Here is a 20,894-nt window from a genome sequence, read left to right as displayed (position 1 = left end):
CTCTGAATTTCCACCTATGCAGTAACAATGACCTATGAAAGATTATCAATATCAAGTGGGAGGTAGCCTGCCTGCCAACGCCCCAACTTATGTCACTAGAAAGGCGGATGAAGAACTTTATCAAGCTTTAAAAGCCGGAGAATTTTGCTATGTCCTCAATGCCAGACAAATGGGAAAATCATCCCTGCGAGTGCGGACAATGCAGCGGTTACAAGCAGAGGGAATCGCCTGTAGTAGCATTGATATCACAGAAATTGGCACCTCAGATATTACGCCAGAAGAGTGGTATGCAGGCGCGATCGATAGCATCGTCAGCCGATTAGATTTGTATGACATTTTTGATTTAGATGAATGGTGGGAACAGAACAGCTTACTATCGAACGTTAAACGATTTAGTAAGTTTATTGAACAAGTATTACTCAATAATATCTCAGGGAACATAGTAATTTTTGTCGATGAATCGGACAGCTTAATTAGCTTAAACTTTAAAATAGAAGATTTTTTTGCTGTGATTCGTGATTGCTATAATAATCGAGCAGACAAACCAGACTATGGTCGATTAACATTTACGATGTTAGGGGTAGCTACTCCCTCAGATTTAATTCAAGACAAGCGGCGCACTCCGTTTAATATTGGTCGAGGGATAGAGTTAACGGGGTTTCAATTAGCAGAAGCCCAACCTTTGGCAGTCGGGTTAGAAACTGAAGCAGAAAATTCTCAAGCTTTGTTAGAAGCAGTATTATATTGGACGGGCGGACAGCCGTTTTTAACGCAAAAAGTTTGTAAATTACTTCTCAATCACGCCAACTCTGCCTCTATTCAAAATCCTGCTGAGTGGGTAGGAAATTTAGTTAGAGAAAAGGTGATTGAAAATTGGGAAGGACAGGATGAACCGGAACACTTGAAGACAATTCGAGACCGCATTTTACGCAGCGAACAACGGGCAAGTAGGTTATTGGGACTATATCAGCAAATTTTGCAGCACAATGAGATAGGGACTGATGATAGTCCCGAACAAATGGAACTGCGATTAACCGGGTTGGTGGTTAAGCAGTCTGGCAAACTTAAAGTTTACAACCCAATTTATCAATCGGTTTTTAACCTAGAGTGGGTGGAAAAACAATTAGCGAATCTCCGCCCTTACAGCCAAAGTTTTCAAGCTTGGATAGAGTCTGATTGCCAAGATGAATCGCGGCTGTTGCGGGGTAAAGCCTTGCAAGATGCTCAAAATTGGGCAGCCGATAAAAGTTTGAGCGATTTGGATTATCAGTTTTTAAATGCCAGTCGGGAAGTCCAACAGCGGGAAGTAGAACGAGAGTTAGAAGCACAGAGACAAGCGAATAAAATTTTGAAAGAAGCGAATCAGACGCTAATTAAAGCAGAGCAATTAGCCACATATAAAGTCACTCAAGCCCAGAATTTAGCAAATGTCATCCAGGAAACTGCTTTTTCTAATGAATCATTTCGTTCAGGACAGATATTCCAAGCACTGTTGGAAGCATTAAAGGCAGGGGAAGCATTCAAACAACTAGATGCTTCAGCCGAGACGACAAAACAGATTAGAGGACGAGTGATAGCTGCGCTGCAACAAGCAGTGTCCGCAGTAAAAGAGCGCAATCATTTGGAAGGGCATAGCAATTCTGTCAGAAGCGTCGCCTTTAGTCCAGATGGCAAAACTTTGGCTTCTGCAAGCTTTGACAACACCATCAAACTGTGGAACGTGGAAACCCAAAAACCCAGCGCTACCCTCACCGGGCATAGGAATTCTGTCAGAAGCGTCGCCTTTAGTCCAGATGGCAAAACTTTGGCTTCTGCAAGCAGTGACAAGACCATCAAACTCTGGAACGTGGAAACCCAAAAACCCATCGCTACCTTCACCTGGCATAGCTATTCGGTTGATAGCATCGCCTTTAGTCCAGATGGCCAGACATTGGCTTCTGCAAGCAGTGACAACACCATCAAACTGTGGAACGTGGAAACCCAAAAACCCAGCGCTACCCTCACCGGGCATAGCAATCAGGTCAGAAGCGTCGCCTTTAGTCCAGATGGCAAGACATTGGCTTCTGCAAGTAGTGACAACACCATCAAACTGTGGAACGTGGAAACCCAAAAACCCATCGCTACCCTCACCGGGCATAGCAATCAGGTCTTGAGCGTCGCCTTTAGTCCACATGGCAAAACTTTGGCTTCTGCAAGCTTTGACAACACCATCAAACTGTGGCATCTGGAAAGCCAAAAACCCATCACTACCCTCACCGGGCATAGCAATTCTGTTTTGAGCGTCGCCTTTAGTCCTGTTGGCGCTAGCCTGCCGTCACGCATTGGCAAGACATTGGCTTCTGCAAGCTTTGACAACACTATCAAACTGTGGCGCCTGCACAGCCAAACAGAGCTTATAACCCTCACCGGGCATAGCAATCAGGTCTATAGTGTCGCCTTTAGTCCAGATGGCAAGACATTGGCTTCTGCAAGCGGTGACAACACCATCAAACTGTGGCACCTGGAAAGCCAAAAACCCATCGCTACCCTCACCGGGCATAGCAATTCTGTTTTGAGCGTCGCCTTTAGTCCCGATGGCCAGACATTGGCTTCTGGAAGCAGTGACAACACCATCCAACTATGGCATCTGGAAAGCCAAACAGAGGTCACAACCCTCACCGGGCATAGCAATCCGGTATATAGCATCGCCTTTAGTCCCGATGGGAAGACATTGGCTTCTGCAAGCTTTGACAACACCATCAAACTGTGGAACGTGGAAACCCAAAAACCTATCGCTACCCTCACCGGGCATAGCAATTGGGTCTTGAGCGTCGCCTTTAGTCCCGATGGCAAAACTTTGGCTTCTGCAAGCTTTGACAACACCATCAAACTGTGGCATCTGGAAAGCCAAAAACCCATTGCTACCCTCACTGGGCATAGCAATCCGGTCTTGAGTGTGGCCTTTAGTCCCGAGGGAAAAACTTTGGCTTCTGCAAGCCGTGACAACACCATCAAACTGTGGCATCTGGAAAGCCAAAAACCCATCGCTACCCTCACCGAGCATAGCAATGAGGTTTGGAGCGTCGCCTTTAGTCCCGATGGAAAAACTTTGGCTTCTGCAAGCCGTGACAAAACCATCAAACTGTGGATTTGGGATGTCGATAAACTAATGGCATTAGGTTGCAATTGGATTAGCGATTATCTCAGAACCAATCCGAAAGCAACAGAAGAGGATAAACAGATGTGTGCTGATTACCTCAACCAACCGTCAATTAAATAGGATTTAGGCAAAAACCGCCAACCAGCCAGATGTTCGCACTACATTTTTTTCACCACCACTTCCACCTTTTCCGTTGTCCATTTCTCACTCGCATCAGTCACAACCCTAATATTTCGCAGCCGCGAATATTCATCCACAACCGCCACCAGCATCGGATTATTAAATCTTGCTATTTAATTTTCACTTTTGTACTTAGGCGAGGTTTGGGGAGTTCAAAAGGCGGTAGGTGCTAACTCTGAGGGATATTGCACTGATGTCCCTTGGAATATAAAATATAAAACTCCTGGAGTGCTGACATTTGTTCTCTCAATCTAGATATCTCTACATCCAAGGGAGGGATTAGTTTCTCAAGGTTGCGAACCTCACTAAACCACAGTCGTAACTCGCGTTTGAGAGTTGAATAGAGCGTTTCGGGACAGGAGAGTAATATTGCTGTTATTATCTCTGCTGCGAATGGCTGTTGCGACCACTTCCCTACAACAGACATTGCATCCCAGTCATCGCTTGACAAGCATTGGTGAACAATATCAAACAGTGAATTTAACTCAATAGCTGCCCGTAATTTCTCAAGTTTCTCTGCCGTCTCTGGCGAGGTATTCACCATAGTTGTGAATTCAACAGGCCAATGGTGCAGGATGATAGTGACAAATGAAGCAATTGAATCAGGTTGCTCTTTTCTCACAATGTCGGGAAGTATTTCTGCAAAGTAAGGAGCAACAATACGCCACTGATGTAAATCACAAGCAACATGAAAAAAGGTTTCTGGCAACCTTTCACTCTTCTGCAAGGAAATATAACCTCGACATTGATTAGTGACCGGATCGACAGGTTCAAATGCTTGCCATAACAAAGGCAGAGAAACCCAGTGAGGTGGATATTTGAAACGGGCAACATCCAGCAGAAGAACTAGATCCCGCTGTGGATGATAGCCACCAATTGGTGAAAAGTGACCGTCACCCGTTTGTCCCAATACCTTTCGGCTGTAGGAAACAACTAGATGAATATCACCTGACGCCGCAGTCACTTCCTCAACTGCTTGCCGAAAGTTTTCCAAGCTGCTTTGGTGGTAACGGTTAGGTTTTACAACAGCACCGTTGCAACGTGCGATACAGACAAACTCATCAAAGGTGATACCGTTTTCTTTAATGACTGAAAGAGGTAAGCAACAGTCTAAAAATTCCTCTCCATACCATCTCCACACCCCTTTCCAAATGCGACCCGGATCGATGGATAAGGCATTAAGAACAACAACTAAACTACCCAATCCACAAAAAGCGGGTTCTGCTTGAGTATGAAACTGTTCTGCTAGAGCAAAATACCCTTCCATACCTCCCAATGCCAACGCTTCTCGAAATATTTGCTTTCCCTCTACGGAGGAAAAGGCAATAGCAGAATCGGGGAGTGAACGACGATAAAACCCTTGAGCAGACATTGAGTATTTTAACCCTGATTGCTTATGGTGCTAATAAATATTATGCAACATCCTCACATTGATAATGATGAATGCACTTATCTACTCTTTTGTGTCCATTTTAGCAATAAAACGCTGCCAAGGTTTGACTTTCGGGGGGCAAATTTAAACAACGCGACCGTTGTTATTAGATAACATTCACCCAAAAATCAGCCGTCACAACTTCACCATTGCGCTGGAATTGCCCCCAAAGTTTGTACATTCCAGGTTGCGGAAACCGAGTCATAAAATGAATTTTCCCAAGAGGAGTTCCTTTCAGGGCATGAGCATGAATGTAATTCGCTTCTGTGAGAACAGGAGATTGACGTAAAATGACCAAATGCCCTGCTTCTCCTAAATAAGGTTGTAAATCGGTTACAGGCTGATTATTCGCAGTATCTTCTAGGTGAAACATGACGGTTACTTCCTCACCAGCCTTGACTTTTGTGTCAGAGAGGATTAAGTCAACTTTAGTATTGGCAAAGGTTTTGGTGTGACTCAGGTTTATTGCTGATGGAGATAGAGTAGTTCCCGGAACGCGAACTTTAAGCACAGAAATTTGTTCAGATTTTCCCGATGGTTTGTAGTCACTAAAAAAAGTATAATTCCCGGCCTGCGGAAACTGAGATTTAATTTCAAAGCGCCCATTGTTTTTGTAGTTTGGGTGAAGATGAGAGAAAAATTGAAGGTCATCACTCACCATAATTAAGTGCATGAGTTTTTCTTGAAATCTGTCAAAGTTTTTAATTGCCTTACCCGTTGAGTCTTGAATGCTAATTGTTAGAGGAACATCTGTATTGGGAGCAATATTTTCTGGGGTTGTAAGTTCTGCTTTGGCAAATACACTCTGGTTTAGATGACTAGCCTGATTTGTTGAGTGTGCATCATGTCCGTGATTTGTGTCTTTCATTTCATGTTTTTCTTGGTGATTAGTTACAGCCTCTACAGGTGTTTCAGTGATTTTAGTTGATAACGAGCAACTTTGGGCAATTAAGAAAGTAGTTACAACAGCAATCGCAGTGTTGAAAGTGTTAAAACGGTTCATTCGACTTCCTCCTAAAACTAAAAACTGGCTAAACAAGTAAGGTAACTGTACTAACGAATGTCAAACATCAGTAATTGAAATTCAACTAAAAATATCTTAAGCTCTCCATTCAACTGGAGAGTCAAGAGGTAAATTATAAAAAGCCCAAAATTTTTTATCGCAGAAGGTGAAGAGCAAGTCCAACAATATTTTCAGCAATTAATGATAGCCTAATTACCTCTATCGGGATAAAAGCCCTCTGATTTTTTTTGTAAAAAATAGTCTGTCAACTTCTATAACCTCTGTTGACAGACTGCTTAAAATAATTCAATTATCGAAGAATCTAATTTTTTTGAATCAGAGGACAAATGATGGAATCAACCTTTTCTAGTAAGGTGGGCGAACCTGAAAGTAATCCTTCCAACTCTAGTTTGAGGATAAGTAGTTGCTGAATTTGTCGATCGATAACGCTCAGCTTATCTCGCAACTGAACTTTGATGTGTTCGCAAGGCAACTCTCCCCCATCGTGAACCGTCAATAATTCTTGAATCTCGGCTAAAGTTAATCCCAAAGTTTGGGCGCGTTTAATAAAGCTGAGCCGATTCAAAATATCAGAATTAAATAATCTATATTTCCCCTCGGTTCTGCCTGATGCCTTGATTAAACCGAGTTCCTCATAGTAGCGAATGGTTTTGATCGGTACGCCGCTTTCCTTCGCAACTAAACCAATGAGTTTTTGCTTTTCTTGGACTAACATACTCATTTCCTCTACTGAATCCAACTCTCAGCTTATGATAAACTATCCAGTGGGATGGAGAGTCAAGAGGGGCTAGACATTTTTTTGAATGACTGAGTGGCGATCGCCTGAACGTCTCGACTTTCGGTATCAGTAGGCGTTTGGACAAGCCATTCGAGCGATCGCACTTGGTTGATTGTCAGTTATTTAAGAATTGAGCAGCCATTTCATCCGGGTCAGAGACGTGAGCGGCTTGCACTTCTATGATACCGCGAAACATATTCATGCCACAACTAAAAGTGTGTTTTCCCACATCTTCAGGAGTCAATTCAATGGTTGTTACTTGATTAAAAGACAAATCGGTAGCAATACCAAAATCGGGAATCAGCACTTTCGCTAAACAACCACTAGAAGTTTCGCGTAAAAAATTGAGTTGAACGGGTTTACCTGCTTTAACTACCAGATGATTTGGCGTGTAGCCTTTATTAACAATGATAGTCACTTTCTGGATGCCCCGGTCAACAGTTGGATTGATTTCCATAGCTTCAGCGTCAATTATTGTTTCGTGCTGATGTGTTGACATGGATGGATTCAACTGGGATGCTGTTAGTGTTTGAGGCTCCTTTAACCCCGTTGATTCAAGTTGTCGGTCTTCGGCGATAATTTCGCCTCGAAACATATTCATGCCACAGCTAAATAGATAACTGCCAGCTTTCTTAGGTGTGAATTCAACAGAGGTTACTTGATTCAGATGCAAATCTGCTGCAATATGAAAATCTGGAATTAAGACTTGTTCCAAACAACTGCTAGGATCTTGGCGGTGAAAGTTAAGACGCACGGGTTGTCCAGCTTGCACAACAATGCGGCTGGGTTCATAGCCACCATCAACGGTGACGGTTACTTCTTGAATTCCTCCACTGGCTGTAATCGCTTTCTGAGATTTGGGTTTGCTAAGGAGAAACCACCAAAGTTCTAAACTAATTAATCCGATTCCAGCCCAAGTAACTAAAATCTTGTTACTTAAGGGTTGTTCAATGCGATGAAACTGACTTTTTTGCTGTGTTTGAGTTGGGTGTGTTTCATGGGTATTTTGCGCTATTCCTTCACCAGATAACATTGCTAGTACAACTCCGAGACTAGCAATAGTACCGATAATTGTTTTTCTGCCGAGCATTTGAAAACCTCCTAAGAAATACAAAAGATTATGGAAGTAAAAGCGGGTTTTGAACAAAGGTATTTAGTAAATTTCCTTCGTGATTGACTAAACCCGCGCTCTCGTTCGATGTTTCATTCATCAGAGTGCAAAAATAGGCTACGTTAACACTCCAACAATTGAACCGGAAATTACCCCAAGCAGAAATCCAAATCCTGCTAATGTTCCGAGAAATGTCAGTTGCTTGTTCATCATTATTTCCTCTTCAGCAAGAATCAGACTAGCCAACAATTTTGGGTCTAAAGTTACGGAGACGCAACGCATTTGTTACTACAGAAACGGAACTAAATGCCATTGCTGCCCCGGCAATAATTGGACTGAGAAGCCATCCAAAAATCGGGAAAAGAATTCCGGCGGCGATGGGAATGCCTGCCACATTGTAGACAAAGGCAAAAAACAGATTTTGTTTGATGTTTTGCATCGTAGCGCGAGACAGTTGGATGGCAGTAACAATGCCTTGTAAGTCGCCAGAAATTAGAGTGATATCGCTAGCTGCGATCGCGACATCTGTTCCTGTGCCAATTGCCATGCCTACGTCAGCTTGAGCCAGTGCAGGTGCATCATTGATTCCATCCCCCACCATTGCGACAATTTTTCCCTCTGCCTGAAGATTTTCGATTTGAGCGGCTTTTTGATCGGGACGAACTTCTGCAATAACTCGTTTGATGCCGACTTCCCGCGCTATGACTTCCGCCGTGCGACGGTTATCACCTGTTAGCATTACCACTTCTAATCCCATCTTTTGTAAAGTGCGAATTGCATTAGCGGAAGAGGGTTTGACTGCATCCGAGATAGCGATAATTCCTTCTATATTGCCATCAAGTGCCAGCCAAACTACGGTTTTACCGAGATATTCCAATCGCTCCCAATCTTGTTGTAAAGCTTTGGTATCAATTCCCAATTCAGTCATCCAACGATGCGTACCAATTTGTACCCATTGATGGGAAACACAGGCTTGTACACCGCTACCTGCGAGCGCCTCAAATTCCAGAGCTTCTGTTACCTCAACGCCTTGAGATTTAGCATATTGCACAACAGCTTCGGCTAAAGGATGTTCAGAATTTCGCTCAACTGATGCGGCTAACCGCAAAAGTTTTAACTCATTGCTGTGGGCTGTACCATTGACTGTTAAAAAATGGGTAACAGTTGGCTTTCCTTGGGTAATAGTACCTGTTTTATCAAGAACGATCGCCTGCAATTTATGTGCTAATTCCAAGCTTTCTGCACCTTTAATTAAAATGCCGTTTTCTGCTCCTTTACCAGTGCCCACCATTATAGAAGTTGGTGTTGCTAAACCCAACGCACAAGGACAAGCGATAATCAAGACACCGACGGTGGTAATTAACGCCATCGTGGCATTACCCATGAGGTTGTACCAGAGGATAAAGGTGGCGATCGCAATGGTAACGACCGCAGGCACAAACCATCCGGTCACTCGATCTGCTAATCGTTGAATCGGTGCTTTAGAGCCTTGTGCTTGCTGGACTAACTGCACAATTTGTGCTAAAAATGTGTCTTTACCAACTCGCGTGGCCCGGAATTTAAAGCTACCTGTTTTATTAATAGTAGCTCCAATCACTTCATCGCCGGGTTGCTTTTTCACAGGTAAACTTTCGCCTGTCACCATTGCTTCATCTATCGTTGAGGTTCCATCAACAATCTCGCCGTCTACCGGAATTTTTTCACCAGGACGCACCAAGATTATGTCCTCTAAAATCACTTCAGAGATGGGAATATCTATCTCTTGGTTGTTGCGAATTACGCGAGCCGTTTTTGCTTGCAATCCCATCAGTTTACGCATCGCCTCTGAGGTTTGTCCTTTAGCGCGATTCTCTAGTAGCCGTCCCAACAAAATCAGGGTGATAATCACCGCAGATGCTTCGTAATAAACATCGGCTGTCAACCCCTGAGCGGTAAAAAATGTGGGAAATAGGGTGGCAAAGATGGAGTAGAAATATGCAGCACCCGTACCCACTGTGACTAAAGTATCCATGGTGGCTGCATGACGCTTGAGAGCTTTCCAAGCATTAATATAAAAGGCACGGCCACACCAAAGTTGCACGGGTGAGGTTAATATTAATTGCAGCCAGGAATTGTGCAACCATGTCGGGATGAAAGGAATTGATAATCCTGTCATCATTGGCAGAGAACCAATTAATAGAATGGCGCTCACTATTCCACCAAACCAAAGTTTTTGGAGTAACTGTCGAGTTTCTGCAAGTCTTTCCTGCTGTTCGGCATCATTATTTGTAGATAAATCTTCTGCTTTCAGGGGTTTGGCAACATATCCGGCTGCATCTACTGCATCCTGAATGATACCTAAATTGGTTTGGTGCGGGTCATAGATGACAGTCGCTTGTTCAGTACCAAAGTTGACATTACAGGCCTCCACACCCGGAACAGAACGAATTGCGTCTTCGATTGTATTGGCACAGGAGGCACAACTCATGCCCCGCAGTTTCATAGTGGCGTTTTCCATACAAAACCTCCTTATTTTTCATCCTTAAAATGGGTCTGAGAAATCTTTAGTGACAGGTAACGGGATAACCTGCCGCTGTAATTGCCTCTGTAATGGCGGCTTCAGATGCTTGAGTTGTGATATTGACCAGTTTGGTCTTGGGATCTGCCTGAACAGTTGCGGTGGCATCTACTTTGTTGATGGCTTTGGTAATGGTTTCGCCGCAGGCTGAACACGCCATGTTAGGCACTTTTAGCTGTAGTGTCATGGTTGTATTTCTCCTTTCCTTTGAGGGGTTCATCCTATCTTGCAGTATCCAGTCCACTGGAGTGTCAAGGGGGAATGAAAAGAAATTTTTGAGCACCTCTAAAAAGCAGAAATCAACACCCTGGACACCGCGATCCGCTGTTTCTTGAATCCCTAGGGCGTGTTTTCAAAGCCGTTGTATCCTAGATTGGGGCGATCGCGCGCAGGGAACCATGCTTCCCTTCAATCAAGGCGAAGTGTGCACCTGTCCCTCCTAGGGCTTAATTCAGGAGTCAATCTACGATCGATTCATGGAAAGGGCGATCGGGCTGGCAGTTATTCGATGTTTCCGACGGTTTAGAAAATACTCTTTTGTTGTTGCAACACGGCTTGCGAGGGAAGGCGAGACATCAAGGTGATGAAAGAATTCGGCCATTTGCCACAGATTGAGCGTTATGCAGGTCTGCTCAATCAAGCTTTTCTGAATAGCCTCAATCACGCGATCGATGTTTTAAAAGAGTCGGATCAAAAGTTGTAATAGTTGCAATCAATCAAATTTAAGCCTGTGATTTGGATTGGCGCTGAGGTGGTCGATGTTCACGAGATTTATATTGAGGTTGCTGATAACGATAGGGGAATTAGCAAATATCTCACAGCGCCACTTTCTGCTTCGTTGTTGGTTAACATAGCCTGCTATTTCGTCAATAATTACTCTCACATATCGGATAATTTTAGAGCAGCACAAAGGATAGTTAAAGTGTTTTTTCCTACCTGATAAACATACTAGATTTAGGATATAACTTCCGCTGCGTCACAGTTAATTAATAGTGTTTACCGTGGGGTGGGGGCGGGTTTTTGAGATTGTTGGTTTTAGCCTGAGATTGTTGGTGAACCCGCCCCTACAGTGACTGCACAAAATTTGTCAACTGAGTTCGGCAATGAGCCGAGAATTGATTTCGCTGCTAATTTTGTACTCGCACTGCTGTTGCAGCGGACACTCGCCGCAGCGGGGATTTCTTGCAGTGCAAACTGCCGCCCCAAAGTCCAGCATTCCTAAATTCCACGGCCCGACTTGCTGTTTGGGAGCAACTCGTTCTGCGGCTTCCCAAAGTTCGGACGATCGCGATTTTACCTTACCGCCGTCAATCCCAAAAAAACGCTGCAAAATCCGAGCAACATTCGTATCGAGCACCGCTTTTGGCTGTCCGAAAGCATTAGCGCAAACCGATCGCGCAATGTACTTGCCAACTCCGGGAAGTTCCAGCAACTGAGCTTCCGTGCGGGGAACGTTTCCCTGATAATTTTCTAGGATAACCAGCACCGATTCCCGCAGCTTTTGCGCCCGAAAAAAAAGACCCAAAGGCTGCAACAAACTAGCAACTTCCTCCGCAGGCGCGGCCGCTAGATCGGAGAGAGTCGGATATCGACCGACAAATTCTTGATAAATCGGAGCCACTGTAGCGGCAGTAGTTTTTTGCAGCAGGAACTCAGCCACTAAAATCGCGTAGGGGTCGCAGGTACGCCGCCAAGGAAAATCACGGAAATTCTGCTGGCCCCAAGTTTTCAGCCGGCGGCGGAACCACCGGACTTTCGCTGCGTTCAAAGGCTGTGACCCAGGCTCGAAATCAGAAGAAAAAACAACGGTATTTAAGGCAGGCATTTGATTGGTAATTTCGATAATTTGCCAAGTTTATATCTATATATTAGCAGGTTTAAATAATTTGTAAAACTCTCTTTTTCTGCTCTCGTTCTTCTCTGACTCTGCGTACTCTGCGTACTCTGCGGTTTAAAAAAAACTTATTAACCGCCAGCCCGACCCCGAAACCTAGAAACAAAGTTGATTTCAAATATTTGAAAAATGTAAAATTTTGTATATAAAATGACCGAAATTATCGAAAATAAACGATAGTTGATATGCAAGAGATTTCAATCGCCCGCGAAAACAAATTTTAATTAATCAGGTAATAAAATGGTAGTAGCAGCACCTGTTCAATCCGGCAGTCAGTCGATTTTTCAAACTCGCTACGACAACTTTATCGGCGGCAAGTGGGTGCCACCGGTGAAAGGGAAATACTCGGAAAACCTGTCTCCAATTACAGGAAAATCAATTTGTCAAGTCCCCCGATCGAGCGCCGAGGATGTAGAATTGGCACTAGATGCCGCCCACGCCGCGAAAGACAAGTGGGGTAAGACTTCCCCAGCAGACAGGGCGCGGGTTTTGCACAAAATAGCCGATCGAATCGAAGAAAACCTCGATCGCCTCGCCATCGCCGAAACCTGGGACAACGGCAAACCAATTCGCGAAACCACATTCGCAGACATACCCCTGGCGATCGACCATTTCCGCTACTTCGCAAGCTGCATCCGAGCTCAAGAAGGGTCGATCGGCGAACTCGACGGAACCACCGTCGCCTACCACTTCCACGAACCCCTAGGCGTCATCGGACAAATTATCCCCTGGAACTTCCCGATATTAATGGCCGCCTGGAAACTCGCCCCAGCCCTAGCCGCCGGCAACTGCGTCGTCCTCAAACCAGCAGGTCCCACCCCCGCCTCAATCTTGGTACTGATGGAAATCATCGCCGACTTAGTACCAGACGGCGCAATCAACGTCATTAACGGGCCCGGCGCCGAAATCGGCAAAACCCTCGCCACCAGTCCCCGGATTGCCAAAGTCGCCTTCACCGGAGAAACCACCACCGGCAGGCTAATCATGCAATACGCCTCCCAAAACGTCATCCCCGTCACCCTAGAACTAGGCGGCAAATCCCCCAACATTTTCTTTGAAGATATCTGCGCCCGAGACGACGAATTCCTCGACAAAGCAGTCGAAGGATTAGTCATGTTTGCCTTCAATCAAGGCGAAGTGTGCACCTGTCCCTCCCGCGCCTTAATTCAGGAGTCAATCTACGATCGATTCATGGAAAGGGCGATCGATCGCATCCGCCAAATCAAACAAGACAACCCCTTAGATCCGACAACAGCCCTCGGCGCGCAAGTCTCCATCAACCAGATGGAAAAAATCGCCGAATACGTCAAAATCGGTCGCGCCGAAGGCGCAGAATGTCTGATTGGTGGCGAAAGAAACATCTTATCCGGCGACTTGCAAGACGGCTATTATTTCCAGCCGACAGTCTTCAAAGGAAACAACAAAATGCGAATTTTCCAAGAAGAAATCTTCGGGCCAGTATTAGCAGTCACCACCTTCAAAGACGAAGCCGAAGCATTAGAAATTGCCAACGACACTCTCTACGGTTTAGGTGCAGGAGTTTGGACTCGCGACATCAACACCGCCTACCGCATGGGCCGCGCCGTTCAAGCAGGCCGCGTGTGGACAAACTGCTATCACCTCTATCCGGCCCACGCAGCATTCGGCGGCTACAAATCGTCTGGTATCGGGCGCGAGAATCACAAAATGATGTTAGATCACTACCAGCAAACCAAGAATTTGTTGGTAAGTTACAGCCCCAAAGCTTTAGGTTTTTTCTAAGGTTTTAGTCATTGGGAAGGAAACAGGAAGAAGGACAAACTTCAATGATTAGTTAACTCCTTCTTTCTCTCTTTCCTCTCTTTCTCTGCGTCCTCTGCGCCCTCTGCGGTTCATTAAAAAAAATCTCATTCACAAACGAAATAAAATTGCTACACAAACAGACTGCAATGGAAACTGCCAAAGTCACCGCAACAGAAGCCGCTTTAAAATTAATCAACTATCTCAAAACTCAGCACGGAGAATTGATGTTTCACCAATCCGGCGGCTGCTGCGACGGTAGTTCCCCCATGTGCTTTCCCGATGGCGAATTGATAATCGGTGATGGTGACGTATTGCTGGGCGAAATAGGCGGTTGTCCCTTTTATATTGCAGCGCAGCAATACAAAAATTGGCAGCACACGCAGTTAATTATAGACGTGGCATCGGGACCCGGAGGCAGCGATTTTTCCCTGGAAGGGCCGGATGGAGAACGTTTTATTACTCGTTCTCGCTTGTTTGTTAAGGCTGAGTAACTCTGTTGGCGTTGCATAATAGAGGGATGATATGGAGAAAAAGCAGCATGAAATGCCAAGAATGCAAATCCAATAGGCACCAGACAGTGCGTAAAGTTTTGTAACTTGGATATATTATTATCTTGAATGCCCTCTAGAGCCTTCTATATCAGAAGTTGAAAAAACGGATGAACGCTATAATTATTGGTTGTGGCTATGTTGGAAGTGCAGTTGCTCAGCATTGGCGGAACCTGGGTCACGTAATCACTGCAACGACGACAACGCAAGAACGGATTGGGGAGTTACAGAAGGTTGCTAACCAGGTCATCGTCCTTAAGCGCTGCGATGAAGAGACATTACAGACGCTCCTGCAAAATCAAGATGCAATATTCTTGAGTGTCGCTCCTAAAGCAAACAAACAGGTAGATGCGGAAATGTACGAGGAGACATACCTGCATACAGCCAACAACCTTGTTCTTGCCTTGAAGCATTTTCCCAACATAAAACAACTCATATATACCAGTAGTTGTTCGGTGTATGGCAATAGTAATGGAGCCTGGGTGAGTGAACTTTCACCTGTGGCACCAGCTAACAGACATTCAGAGATTTTACATGAGACAGAGCAAGTTTTGCTGTCAGCATCCACCCAAGATTTGAGAGTATGTATCTTTCGCCTTGGAACAATGTATGCACCCGATCGCGAGTTTAAGCAACGGTTAAGTAAGCTTGCAGGTACAACTCGCCCAGGCACAGGCAATCATTTCACGAACTGGATTCATCTGGACGACATTGTATCAGCAAGTGAGTTGGCGCTCGCTCGTCAATTACAAGGAGTTTATAACCTTGTGAATGATGTTCCAATCACGGCTCGTGAATTGTTTAAACAACTGTGCGATCGCTACGAATTACCTGAAGTGGAATGGGATGGGTCAGATACAACAGAGCGACCGAAGAATCGCCGCATATCGAATCAGAAGCTCAAAGCAGAAGGATACCAGCTCATTCATCCTGAAGTGGAAATTTGAGCCTGTTAAATGGCGAATACATCAGCCTTTTGATCCGGTTGTTCGTAGATTAAAGTACAGCTTCGGGGGGTGTTTTGACTATCTGGTGTCCAACGCATCGAGGCATAATAGGGAGTCTTGAATCGATCGCTCGAAAGAACAACCTCTATTGCATCTGGAAATTGGATTTGTAGAAAATCGCCTTGTATTTCACTGGGTTGAGGAGGAACTGGCAGTTGAGCCATCTCATCTAATGAAACATACGTCCCGCCTGTGGTTTGAGCAGGAAGTTTGAGGCCGTTGACTCGATCGATCCTACAGTGAGTTTGTTCAGACCACCAAGGTTTCGCTACCTCTTCCTTGCTCTCTCTAAACAATGAAAACAGGTAAGGCTCAGAGATATTGGCGGCGTCTTTGTAGTACATCACCACCACACTTGTTCTTTTTCCTGGTGCCAGGAGGTAAGGCTCAAAATAGAATCTTAAACCCGTTCGGTCGTGCCCAACCATTATGTCAGAAGAATGGGGATTAAAAAGCAGATAAGCCTCTGGATCGACTGGATGGATAATCAGCGGATTACCCAAGGTCAAAACCCATTGTTTCTGCGTTACTGTTTCTGTCATCCGACTCCTGAAGTCGAGGGAATGGGTGACAGTTTGCAGATCGTCAGAAGGAATGAAACTCCGTACAGAATCAAGAATATCGAGAACTTGCCCTGCGGCATCATATCTAACCAATAACCCTTGCCAACGTCCGCAGTGATGAGCCATGAGAGTCTCCCACTGCTGTTGAGCAGTTAAAGGTACTTTGGCGGTGATGGACACTCTGTTCTCTGACATAGGCGTATCCCTGTTTTCCCTATAGATTGTTGTCAATAATTTAGTTGGGCGGATTCAACCTGCTCATTTATTCTACTCTAGACTGAGCCAGGATTATTGGCAACTAAGACTGCTATCATCGACTTCGACGCTTGTTTAACTGCAACTGACAAACCCTGATGAGCTGGCGGCAATAATACCCCTGCTTTGGGACGAAACTATTTGTGCTTCTCCTGATTTAAGATTCCCGATCGGTTCTCAAACACTATTGTAATTAAGGAAAATCAAATTTGGGCGATCGCTCAATTGCGGATTGAGCTTTTGTTGATAGCGACAGGTTTCACGCTGCCGCTAAAATCAGTCTCTGAGCCGGTGCAGGATTAATTATTAATTGGCGACTTCAAACTTTCTGCACTCAAAACTTCAGAATACTTTAAGCTTGAGTATTTTTAATGAGAGCCAATTCAATTTTGTCATCAGCCTTTTGAGTCACTTGTGCGCGCAAACCAGGCCCAAAAAAAGTAGCTATTTTGTCTTGCTTTTCTTCCCATAAGTCGATCGGCATTAGCGGCGAAGAAAACTCTAAAATTAACCCATAAGCACCGTCAACATCAACTTCCCGCAACCCTTGCAGGAGGGGCCGTTCCTCGTCTGTCGGGGCCAGGCCCAAGCGCTCCAGAGCGTCATCTAAATGAGCGGTTTGACCGTAGCGAAATCGGGTGACATCTTTGCGGACTTGGTTTTGAGTATCTGTGGCCTGACTTTCTCGCAGGAGAAGAACTTCGGGAGAAGTCGGTTCGGTGAACTCCACTGGTTCGAGTTCGGCGGCTTTCAAGGCCAAACCTCCCAGCAACAGCGGAATTCCATAAAAAAAACCGGCTAGGTTCAGGGTAGGTCTGTCTGTGAAGTAGGCTCCGAACCCGACTGCTGCTATAATACCGCCAAGAACTAAGGCTAGGTTTGCTAAAGAAATTTTGCGTAACATATTAGTCAGGTAAGTAGTCGGACAGAAATAATATACTTTAATTATTATCTGTCAATCGATTTTAGATTTGAGATTTTAGATTTGAGATTTTAGAGGCGACCACACGGATAAATTCGGGGGTTCCTTTATCGGATACAGGTTTTTTATTTCTGGACGGATGAATCCGGGGGCTTGTATCCTGGATGCTTGATTGTCAAAAAGTCTTGAATAAATTTAGTTTTTTTGCCAAAAGACCTGCAAAAACTGCTAGCATCTATGAGCGCGGGAGCGGTGTGCATCCACAGTCTTGTCTCTAGCTTCAGAAGCCGATCCAGCCGGACTCGCCCGGGCGCGCCATCGGTAAATATCCGTGTTAATTGCGCGGCGTTGGTTCCAGAAGGCAATCGAGATCGGCAGTATCATCAAAGTATACAGAGTGGCGATCGCGATCGACACTCTTGCCCTTTCAACCATTTTTCGGACATGATTAAAGACGAAGACAAACAAACTGCTGGAGCAAACAAGGCGGTTCTGGAGCAGATTAACTCGCTCAAACGTGAAGATGAAAGGCTTTATAATATCTTAGCGATCGATGTCTGGGCCCTAGCCAAGACGATGGATGAATATCAACCTGGATTTTGGGCTGCTTTTATGAAAAACCGGGAGAAGGCCCTGAAGCGATTTTTAGCTGGAATGATGAAAAATAAACCCGCAGATACCAAACGTCCGCCTTTTTTGCGCTAAAATGTGGCTTAAGTTTGGGTAAAGTTTTGATGTACAATCAAACTATAACACAGACCCAAAAACCCTGACCAGGTTCATCACTTCCCATATAAAAACAGTGAAGGAGTTGCCCAAAAAGGTATGTCGGTGAATTAAGAATCTCCGTCTGTTCGCAGGGGGGAATGTCAAATATTTTTGTTAATAGTAGCAAAGGCAAAAAACCATGGATGCACAAACAATCAAAGAGCGCGTAGCAGAGATCGAGAGCAAGCGGGAATCCCTCGTGCGGCTGTTAGATCGATCGGACTTGGGAGCCCTGAGAATAGATGTGAGTCAGGCGATCGAAGAAATTGACGATCTCTTAGAAGAATTTAAGCGTACTTTTAACAGTTAAGCAGTCAGCAGTCATTAGTCAGTGGTCATTAGTCGTTAGTCAGTAGTTGTCAATTGTCAGTAGTTGTCGCGCATTTAATTTGGATAGTTATGTCAGTAAAAATCTTGTTGGGTGGGGCGGAAAGCCCGCCCAACAAGTGAAAATTCAATGCAGTACAGCTTAATAGCTAACAAGAACCGACCACTGCTAATTGCACATTAGACAACTGACAACTACTGACAACTACTGACTAATGACTAATGATTAATGATTAATTCATTACCATGTCCATCAAAATTTGCTGAGAGCTCACTTCCGGGCAATTAGCAGGCGGCCGCCGCTGAGAGTAGTGTCCCCCCGACTGCAAATCCCAAGCTTGGCGGTTGTCAGCCAGCATTACCCCCAAAATTTCTTGCAATTCCTTAGCAATTGTCGGGTCTTCCACTTGAACGATCGCCTCAACCCGTCTTGTAAGATTGCGCTGCATCCAATCAGCAGAACCAATATACACCTCTTCGTCGCCACCGTTGAAAAAATAAAACATCCGAGAATGCTCTAAAAAGCGGCCGATAATACTGATAACTCTGATATTTTCGCTAACACCCTCAACGCCGGGACGCAAACAGCAAATCCCCCGAATAATCAAATCAATTTTAACTCCCGCTTGGGAAGCTTCGTACAAAGCAACAATGATTTGAGGGTCAACTAAAGCGTTCATTTTAGCGACAATCCGGCCGCAGCTACCGGTGCCGCCTTCGGCTTGCAAGCGGCAGAATTCTGCCTCGCGGCGGATTAAAGCTAAAAATCGATCGCGCATATTGACCGGTGCCACCAACAATTTGCGATAAGATACCTGTCGCGAATAACCAGTCAAATAATTAAACAAATCCGTCAAATCCGATCCCAAATCCTCGCGACAACTCAACAAACCCACATCGGTATACAGTCCCGCTGTTTTGGGATTGTAATTGCCGGTGCCGATGTGGACGTAGCGGCGGATGTGCCCGTCCTCGCGACGCACTACCATCACAATTTTGGTGTGGGTTTTGAGTCCCACCAAACCGTAAACTACGTGGACTCCCGCTTGTTCTAACTTGCGAGCCCAATTAATATTATTTTCTTCGTCAAACCTAGCTTTGAGCTCTACTAAAACGGCTACCTGCTTGCCGTTTTCCGCTGCTTGAATTAAGGCGCTGACGATCGGCGAATCTCCAGAAGTGCGGTATAAAGTCATCTTAATCGCTAACACGGAGCGATCGTGCGCCGCCTCAGTAATAAACCGCTGTACCGTCGCAGCAAACGAGTGATAGGGATGGTGCAGCATCAAATCCCCCTGGCGGATGGCGGTGAAAATATCCTCGCCCTCGTCAGCATCCAACATCAATTTGCCTAAAATCATTGGTGATTCCGAGTTCCGCAAGCGCGGCGGCACAACCGGAGTCCAAGGCGGGTCTTTGAGTTCCGGCACCGGCAGCCCCACAAAAGACATCAAATCCTTGAGGCCTAGCAGCCCCTCTACGACGTAAACATCTTGCTCGCCGAGATCCAGCTCGTCCATCAGCATATCTCGCAGCGCAGGCGGCATAATCGCTTGAATTTCCATCCGCACCGCAGAACCTCCAAACCGGCGCTTGCGGAGTTCCTGTTCTATTGCCAGCAGCAAATCCTCCGCCTCATCTTCCTCCACCGTCAAATCGGAATTGCGAGTAATGCGGAACGGGTGATATTCCTCAACGTCCATCCCCGGAAACAAAGCTTCTAAATTGTGGGCAATCACCTGTTCTAGGGGCACGCCAGTCCAAACCGGAGATTTGCCCCTCTGCTGCCACTGCAAATCCCCCGGTAGCGGCACAAACCTCGGCAACACCTGCGGTACTTTGACGCGGGCAAATAATTCTTCCCGCGTGTCGGGGTCCCTGACTACTACTGCTAAATTGAGGCTGAGGTTGGAAAGGTAGGGGAATGGGTGGCTGGGGTCAACTGCCAGGGGAGTGAGTACGGGAAATACTTGTTCTTTGAAGTAGCGGTGCAAGTAATTGCGCTGTTCTTGATTGAGGTCAATGTAGTCGAGAATGTAGATGCCGCTTGCTGCTAGTTTCGGCCGCAGGGTTTGCTCAAAATAGGCGTGTTGCTGAGAAACCATCGGCAAAAGCCGCTTGTTAAGGGCATCTAGCTGTTGTTGAGGCGTGCTGCCGTCAGAGGTCAATTTGCTGACTTTTGCTTGTACTTGCTGTTTGAGGGCGGCCACCCGCACCATAAAATATTCGTCTAGGTTGGAGCTAAAAATAGCGAGAAATTTGAGCCTTTCTAGGAGGGGCGTGCGGGGGTCGAGGGCTTCGTGGAGCACGCGGTTGTTGAATTCTAGCCAGCTTTGTTCTCGGTTGAAGTAATATTGAGGGTCGCTGAGATTGATTTCAGTGTAGGTTTTGGCGGGGGTCTTTTTTGGCTTGGGCATGGTTTGGGGGAGTCTTTGGGAGGCTCGGTGATGGCATCTCTAGAAATAGTATTGTAGGTTCAATAGTAGGTTTGCATCTGTCGATCGTATATTTTTGTCTGTCACCAGCGAAGGTATTGCAGGGAACAGATGCAGTCTGGAGAGAGCCACTGTTATATTTATTGTCAGTACGATCGCCCGTTTTCACTCT

Annotated in this window: 17 protein-coding genes; 6 read left to right on the top strand and 11 right to left on the bottom strand. The window is 45.5% G+C overall.

Annotated elements, in window-relative coordinates; translation table 11 throughout:
- Nucleotides 1-34 precede the first annotated feature (34 nt).
- On the top strand, nucleotides 35-3,259 hold the full coding sequence (locus OSC7112_RS13955; RefSeq protein WP_015176502.1) for a WD40 domain-containing protein: 3,225 nt from the start codon (nucleotides 35-37) through the stop codon (nucleotides 3,257-3,259).
- A gap of 229 nt (nucleotides 3,260-3,488) precedes the next feature.
- On the opposite strand, the gene OSC7112_RS13950 is transcribed toward OSC7112_RS13955, so the two are convergent.
- The 7 genes from OSC7112_RS13950 to OSC7112_RS13915 form a co-directional block, all read right to left on the bottom strand.
- The gene (locus OSC7112_RS13950; protein ID WP_015176500.1) at nucleotides 3,489-4,691 is read right to left on the bottom strand and encodes a phytochelatin synthase family protein; all 1,203 of its coding nucleotides are present in this window, start codon (nucleotides 4,689-4,691) and stop codon (nucleotides 3,489-3,491) included.
- Nucleotides 4,692-4,857: 166 nt separating this feature from the next.
- Nucleotides 4,858-5,790, bottom strand: a complete 933-nt coding sequence (locus tag OSC7112_RS13945; protein ID WP_041622527.1) for a DUF8832 domain-containing protein — start codon at nucleotides 5,788-5,790, stop codon at nucleotides 4,858-4,860.
- Nucleotides 5,791-6,076: 286 nt separating this feature from the next.
- The gene (locus OSC7112_RS13940; RefSeq protein ID WP_015176498.1) at nucleotides 6,077-6,490 is read right to left on the bottom strand and encodes a heavy metal-responsive transcriptional regulator; all 414 of its coding nucleotides are present in this window, start codon (nucleotides 6,488-6,490) and stop codon (nucleotides 6,077-6,079) included.
- Nucleotides 6,491-6,668: 178 nt separating this feature from the next.
- Nucleotides 6,669-7,643, bottom strand: a complete 975-nt coding sequence (locus OSC7112_RS13935; RefSeq protein WP_015176497.1) for a cupredoxin domain-containing protein — start codon at nucleotides 7,641-7,643, stop codon at nucleotides 6,669-6,671.
- A 259-nt stretch (nucleotides 7,644-7,902) separates the two neighbouring features.
- Nucleotides 7,903-10,161, bottom strand: a complete 2,259-nt coding sequence (locus OSC7112_RS13930) for a heavy metal translocating P-type ATPase (protein WP_015176496.1) — start codon at nucleotides 10,159-10,161, stop codon at nucleotides 7,903-7,905.
- A 46-nt stretch (nucleotides 10,162-10,207) separates the two neighbouring features.
- The gene (locus OSC7112_RS13925; RefSeq protein ID WP_015176495.1) at nucleotides 10,208-10,408 is read right to left on the bottom strand and encodes a heavy-metal-associated domain-containing protein; all 201 of its coding nucleotides are present in this window, start codon (nucleotides 10,406-10,408) and stop codon (nucleotides 10,208-10,210) included.
- Nucleotides 10,409-11,308: 900 nt separating this feature from the next.
- Nucleotides 11,309-12,046, bottom strand: a complete 738-nt coding sequence (locus OSC7112_RS13915) for an iron-sulfur binding domain-containing protein (protein ID WP_015176494.1) — start codon at nucleotides 12,044-12,046, stop codon at nucleotides 11,309-11,311.
- Between the two features lie 309 nt (nucleotides 12,047-12,355).
- Between OSC7112_RS13915 and exaC the strand changes: the two genes are divergently transcribed.
- From exaC to OSC7112_RS13900, 3 genes are all read left to right on the top strand, one after another.
- On the top strand, nucleotides 12,356-13,876 hold the full coding sequence (gene exaC, locus OSC7112_RS13910) for an acetaldehyde dehydrogenase ExaC (RefSeq protein ID WP_015176493.1): 1,521 nt from the start codon (nucleotides 12,356-12,358) through the stop codon (nucleotides 13,874-13,876).
- A gap of 167 nt (nucleotides 13,877-14,043) precedes the next feature.
- The gene (locus tag OSC7112_RS13905) at nucleotides 14,044-14,388 is read left to right on the top strand and encodes a DUF779 domain-containing protein (protein WP_015176492.1); all 345 of its coding nucleotides are present in this window, start codon (nucleotides 14,044-14,046) and stop codon (nucleotides 14,386-14,388) included.
- A 167-nt stretch (nucleotides 14,389-14,555) separates the two neighbouring features.
- Nucleotides 14,556-15,392: an SDR family oxidoreductase gene (locus OSC7112_RS13900; RefSeq protein WP_015176491.1), complete on the top strand. Its 837-nt coding sequence runs from the start codon at nucleotides 14,556-14,558 to the stop codon at nucleotides 15,390-15,392.
- A 5-nt stretch (nucleotides 15,393-15,397) separates the two neighbouring features.
- Here the strand turns inward: OSC7112_RS13900 and OSC7112_RS13895 are convergent, their stop codons facing one another.
- From OSC7112_RS13895 to OSC7112_RS38175, 3 genes are all read right to left on the bottom strand, one after another.
- Nucleotides 15,398-16,210 carry a DUF3598 family protein gene (locus OSC7112_RS13895; RefSeq protein ID WP_015176490.1) on the bottom strand — a complete coding sequence of 271 codons (813 nt, stop codon included), beginning with the start codon at nucleotides 16,208-16,210 and terminating at the stop codon, nucleotides 15,398-15,400.
- Nucleotides 16,211-16,622: 412 nt separating this feature from the next.
- Complete coding sequence (locus OSC7112_RS13890) at nucleotides 16,623-17,174, bottom strand: DUF2854 domain-containing protein (RefSeq protein ID WP_015176489.1); 552 nt, start codon at nucleotides 17,172-17,174, stop codon at nucleotides 16,623-16,625.
- Between the two features lie 246 nt (nucleotides 17,175-17,420).
- Nucleotides 17,421-17,627: a hypothetical protein gene (locus OSC7112_RS38175; RefSeq protein ID WP_150111540.1), complete on the bottom strand. Its 207-nt coding sequence runs from the start codon at nucleotides 17,625-17,627 to the stop codon at nucleotides 17,421-17,423.
- Between the two features lie 9 nt (nucleotides 17,628-17,636).
- On the opposite strand from OSC7112_RS38175, the gene OSC7112_RS13885 reads away from it, so the two are divergent.
- Together OSC7112_RS13885 and OSC7112_RS39745 are read left to right on the top strand one after the other, a co-directional pair.
- Complete coding sequence (locus OSC7112_RS13885) at nucleotides 17,637-17,897, top strand: hypothetical protein (protein WP_006632500.1); 261 nt, start codon at nucleotides 17,637-17,639, stop codon at nucleotides 17,895-17,897.
- 202 nt (nucleotides 17,898-18,099) lie between these two features.
- Nucleotides 18,100-18,270 carry a hypothetical protein gene (locus tag OSC7112_RS39745; RefSeq protein ID WP_015176488.1) on the top strand — a complete coding sequence of 57 codons (171 nt, stop codon included), beginning with the start codon at nucleotides 18,100-18,102 and terminating at the stop codon, nucleotides 18,268-18,270.
- 250 nt (nucleotides 18,271-18,520) lie between these two features.
- On the opposite strand, the gene ppk1 is transcribed toward OSC7112_RS39745, so the two are convergent.
- Nucleotides 18,521-20,704 (bottom strand): polyphosphate kinase 1, encoded by a 2,184-nt coding sequence (ppk1, locus tag OSC7112_RS13880; protein ID WP_015176487.1) that lies wholly within the window; start codon nucleotides 20,702-20,704, stop codon nucleotides 18,521-18,523.
- Nucleotides 20,705-20,894: the final 190 nt, after the last annotated feature.

The sequence above is a fragment of the Oscillatoria nigro-viridis PCC 7112 genome (assembly GCF_000317475.1).
Taxonomy (GTDB): Bacteria; Cyanobacteriota; Cyanobacteriia; order Cyanobacteriales; family Microcoleaceae; genus Microcoleus; species Microcoleus nigroviridis.
Note: the sequence above shows the minus strand (reverse complement) of the source record. Positions and strands in the feature narration are given on the sequence as shown.

Coding starts and splice junctions, on each gene's coding strand:
- OSC7112_RS38175 (WP_150111540.1), bottom strand. CDS start 17,627: ATGGTTGAAAGGGCAAGAGTGTCGATCGCGATCGCCACTCTGTATACT.
- OSC7112_RS13940 (WP_015176498.1), bottom strand. CDS start 6,490: ATGTTAGTCCAAGAAAAGCAAAAACTCATTGGTTTAGTTGCGAAGGAA.
- OSC7112_RS13905 (WP_015176492.1), top strand. CDS start 14,044: ATGGAAACTGCCAAAGTCACCGCAACAGAAGCCGCTTTAAAATTAATC.
- ppk1 (WP_015176487.1), bottom strand. CDS start 20,704: ATGCCCAAGCCAAAAAAGACCCCCGCCAAAACCTACACTGAAATCAAT.
- exaC (WP_015176493.1), top strand. CDS start 12,356: ATGGTAGTAGCAGCACCTGTTCAATCCGGCAGTCAGTCGATTTTTCAA.
- OSC7112_RS13935 (WP_015176497.1), bottom strand. CDS start 7,643: ATGCTCGGCAGAAAAACAATTATCGGTACTATTGCTAGTCTCGGAGTT.
- OSC7112_RS13900 (WP_015176491.1), top strand. CDS start 14,556: ATGAACGCTATAATTATTGGTTGTGGCTATGTTGGAAGTGCAGTTGCT.
- OSC7112_RS13885 (WP_006632500.1), top strand. CDS start 17,637: ATGATTAAAGACGAAGACAAACAAACTGCTGGAGCAAACAAGGCGGTT.
- OSC7112_RS13890 (WP_015176489.1), bottom strand. CDS start 17,174: ATGTTACGCAAAATTTCTTTAGCAAACCTAGCCTTAGTTCTTGGCGGT.
- OSC7112_RS13955 (WP_015176502.1), top strand. CDS start 35: ATGAAAGATTATCAATATCAAGTGGGAGGTAGCCTGCCTGCCAACGCC.
- OSC7112_RS13895 (WP_015176490.1), bottom strand. CDS start 16,210: ATGTCAGAGAACAGAGTGTCCATCACCGCCAAAGTACCTTTAACTGCT.
- OSC7112_RS13925 (WP_015176495.1), bottom strand. CDS start 10,408: ATGACACTACAGCTAAAAGTGCCTAACATGGCGTGTTCAGCCTGCGGC.
- OSC7112_RS13930 (WP_015176496.1), bottom strand. CDS start 10,161: ATGGAAAACGCCACTATGAAACTGCGGGGCATGAGTTGTGCCTCCTGT.
- OSC7112_RS13950 (WP_015176500.1), bottom strand. CDS start 4,691: ATGTCTGCTCAAGGGTTTTATCGTCGTTCACTCCCCGATTCTGCTATT.
- OSC7112_RS39745 (WP_015176488.1), top strand. CDS start 18,100: ATGGATGCACAAACAATCAAAGAGCGCGTAGCAGAGATCGAGAGCAAG.
- OSC7112_RS13915 (WP_015176494.1), bottom strand. CDS start 12,046: ATGCCTGCCTTAAATACCGTTGTTTTTTCTTCTGATTTCGAGCCTGGG.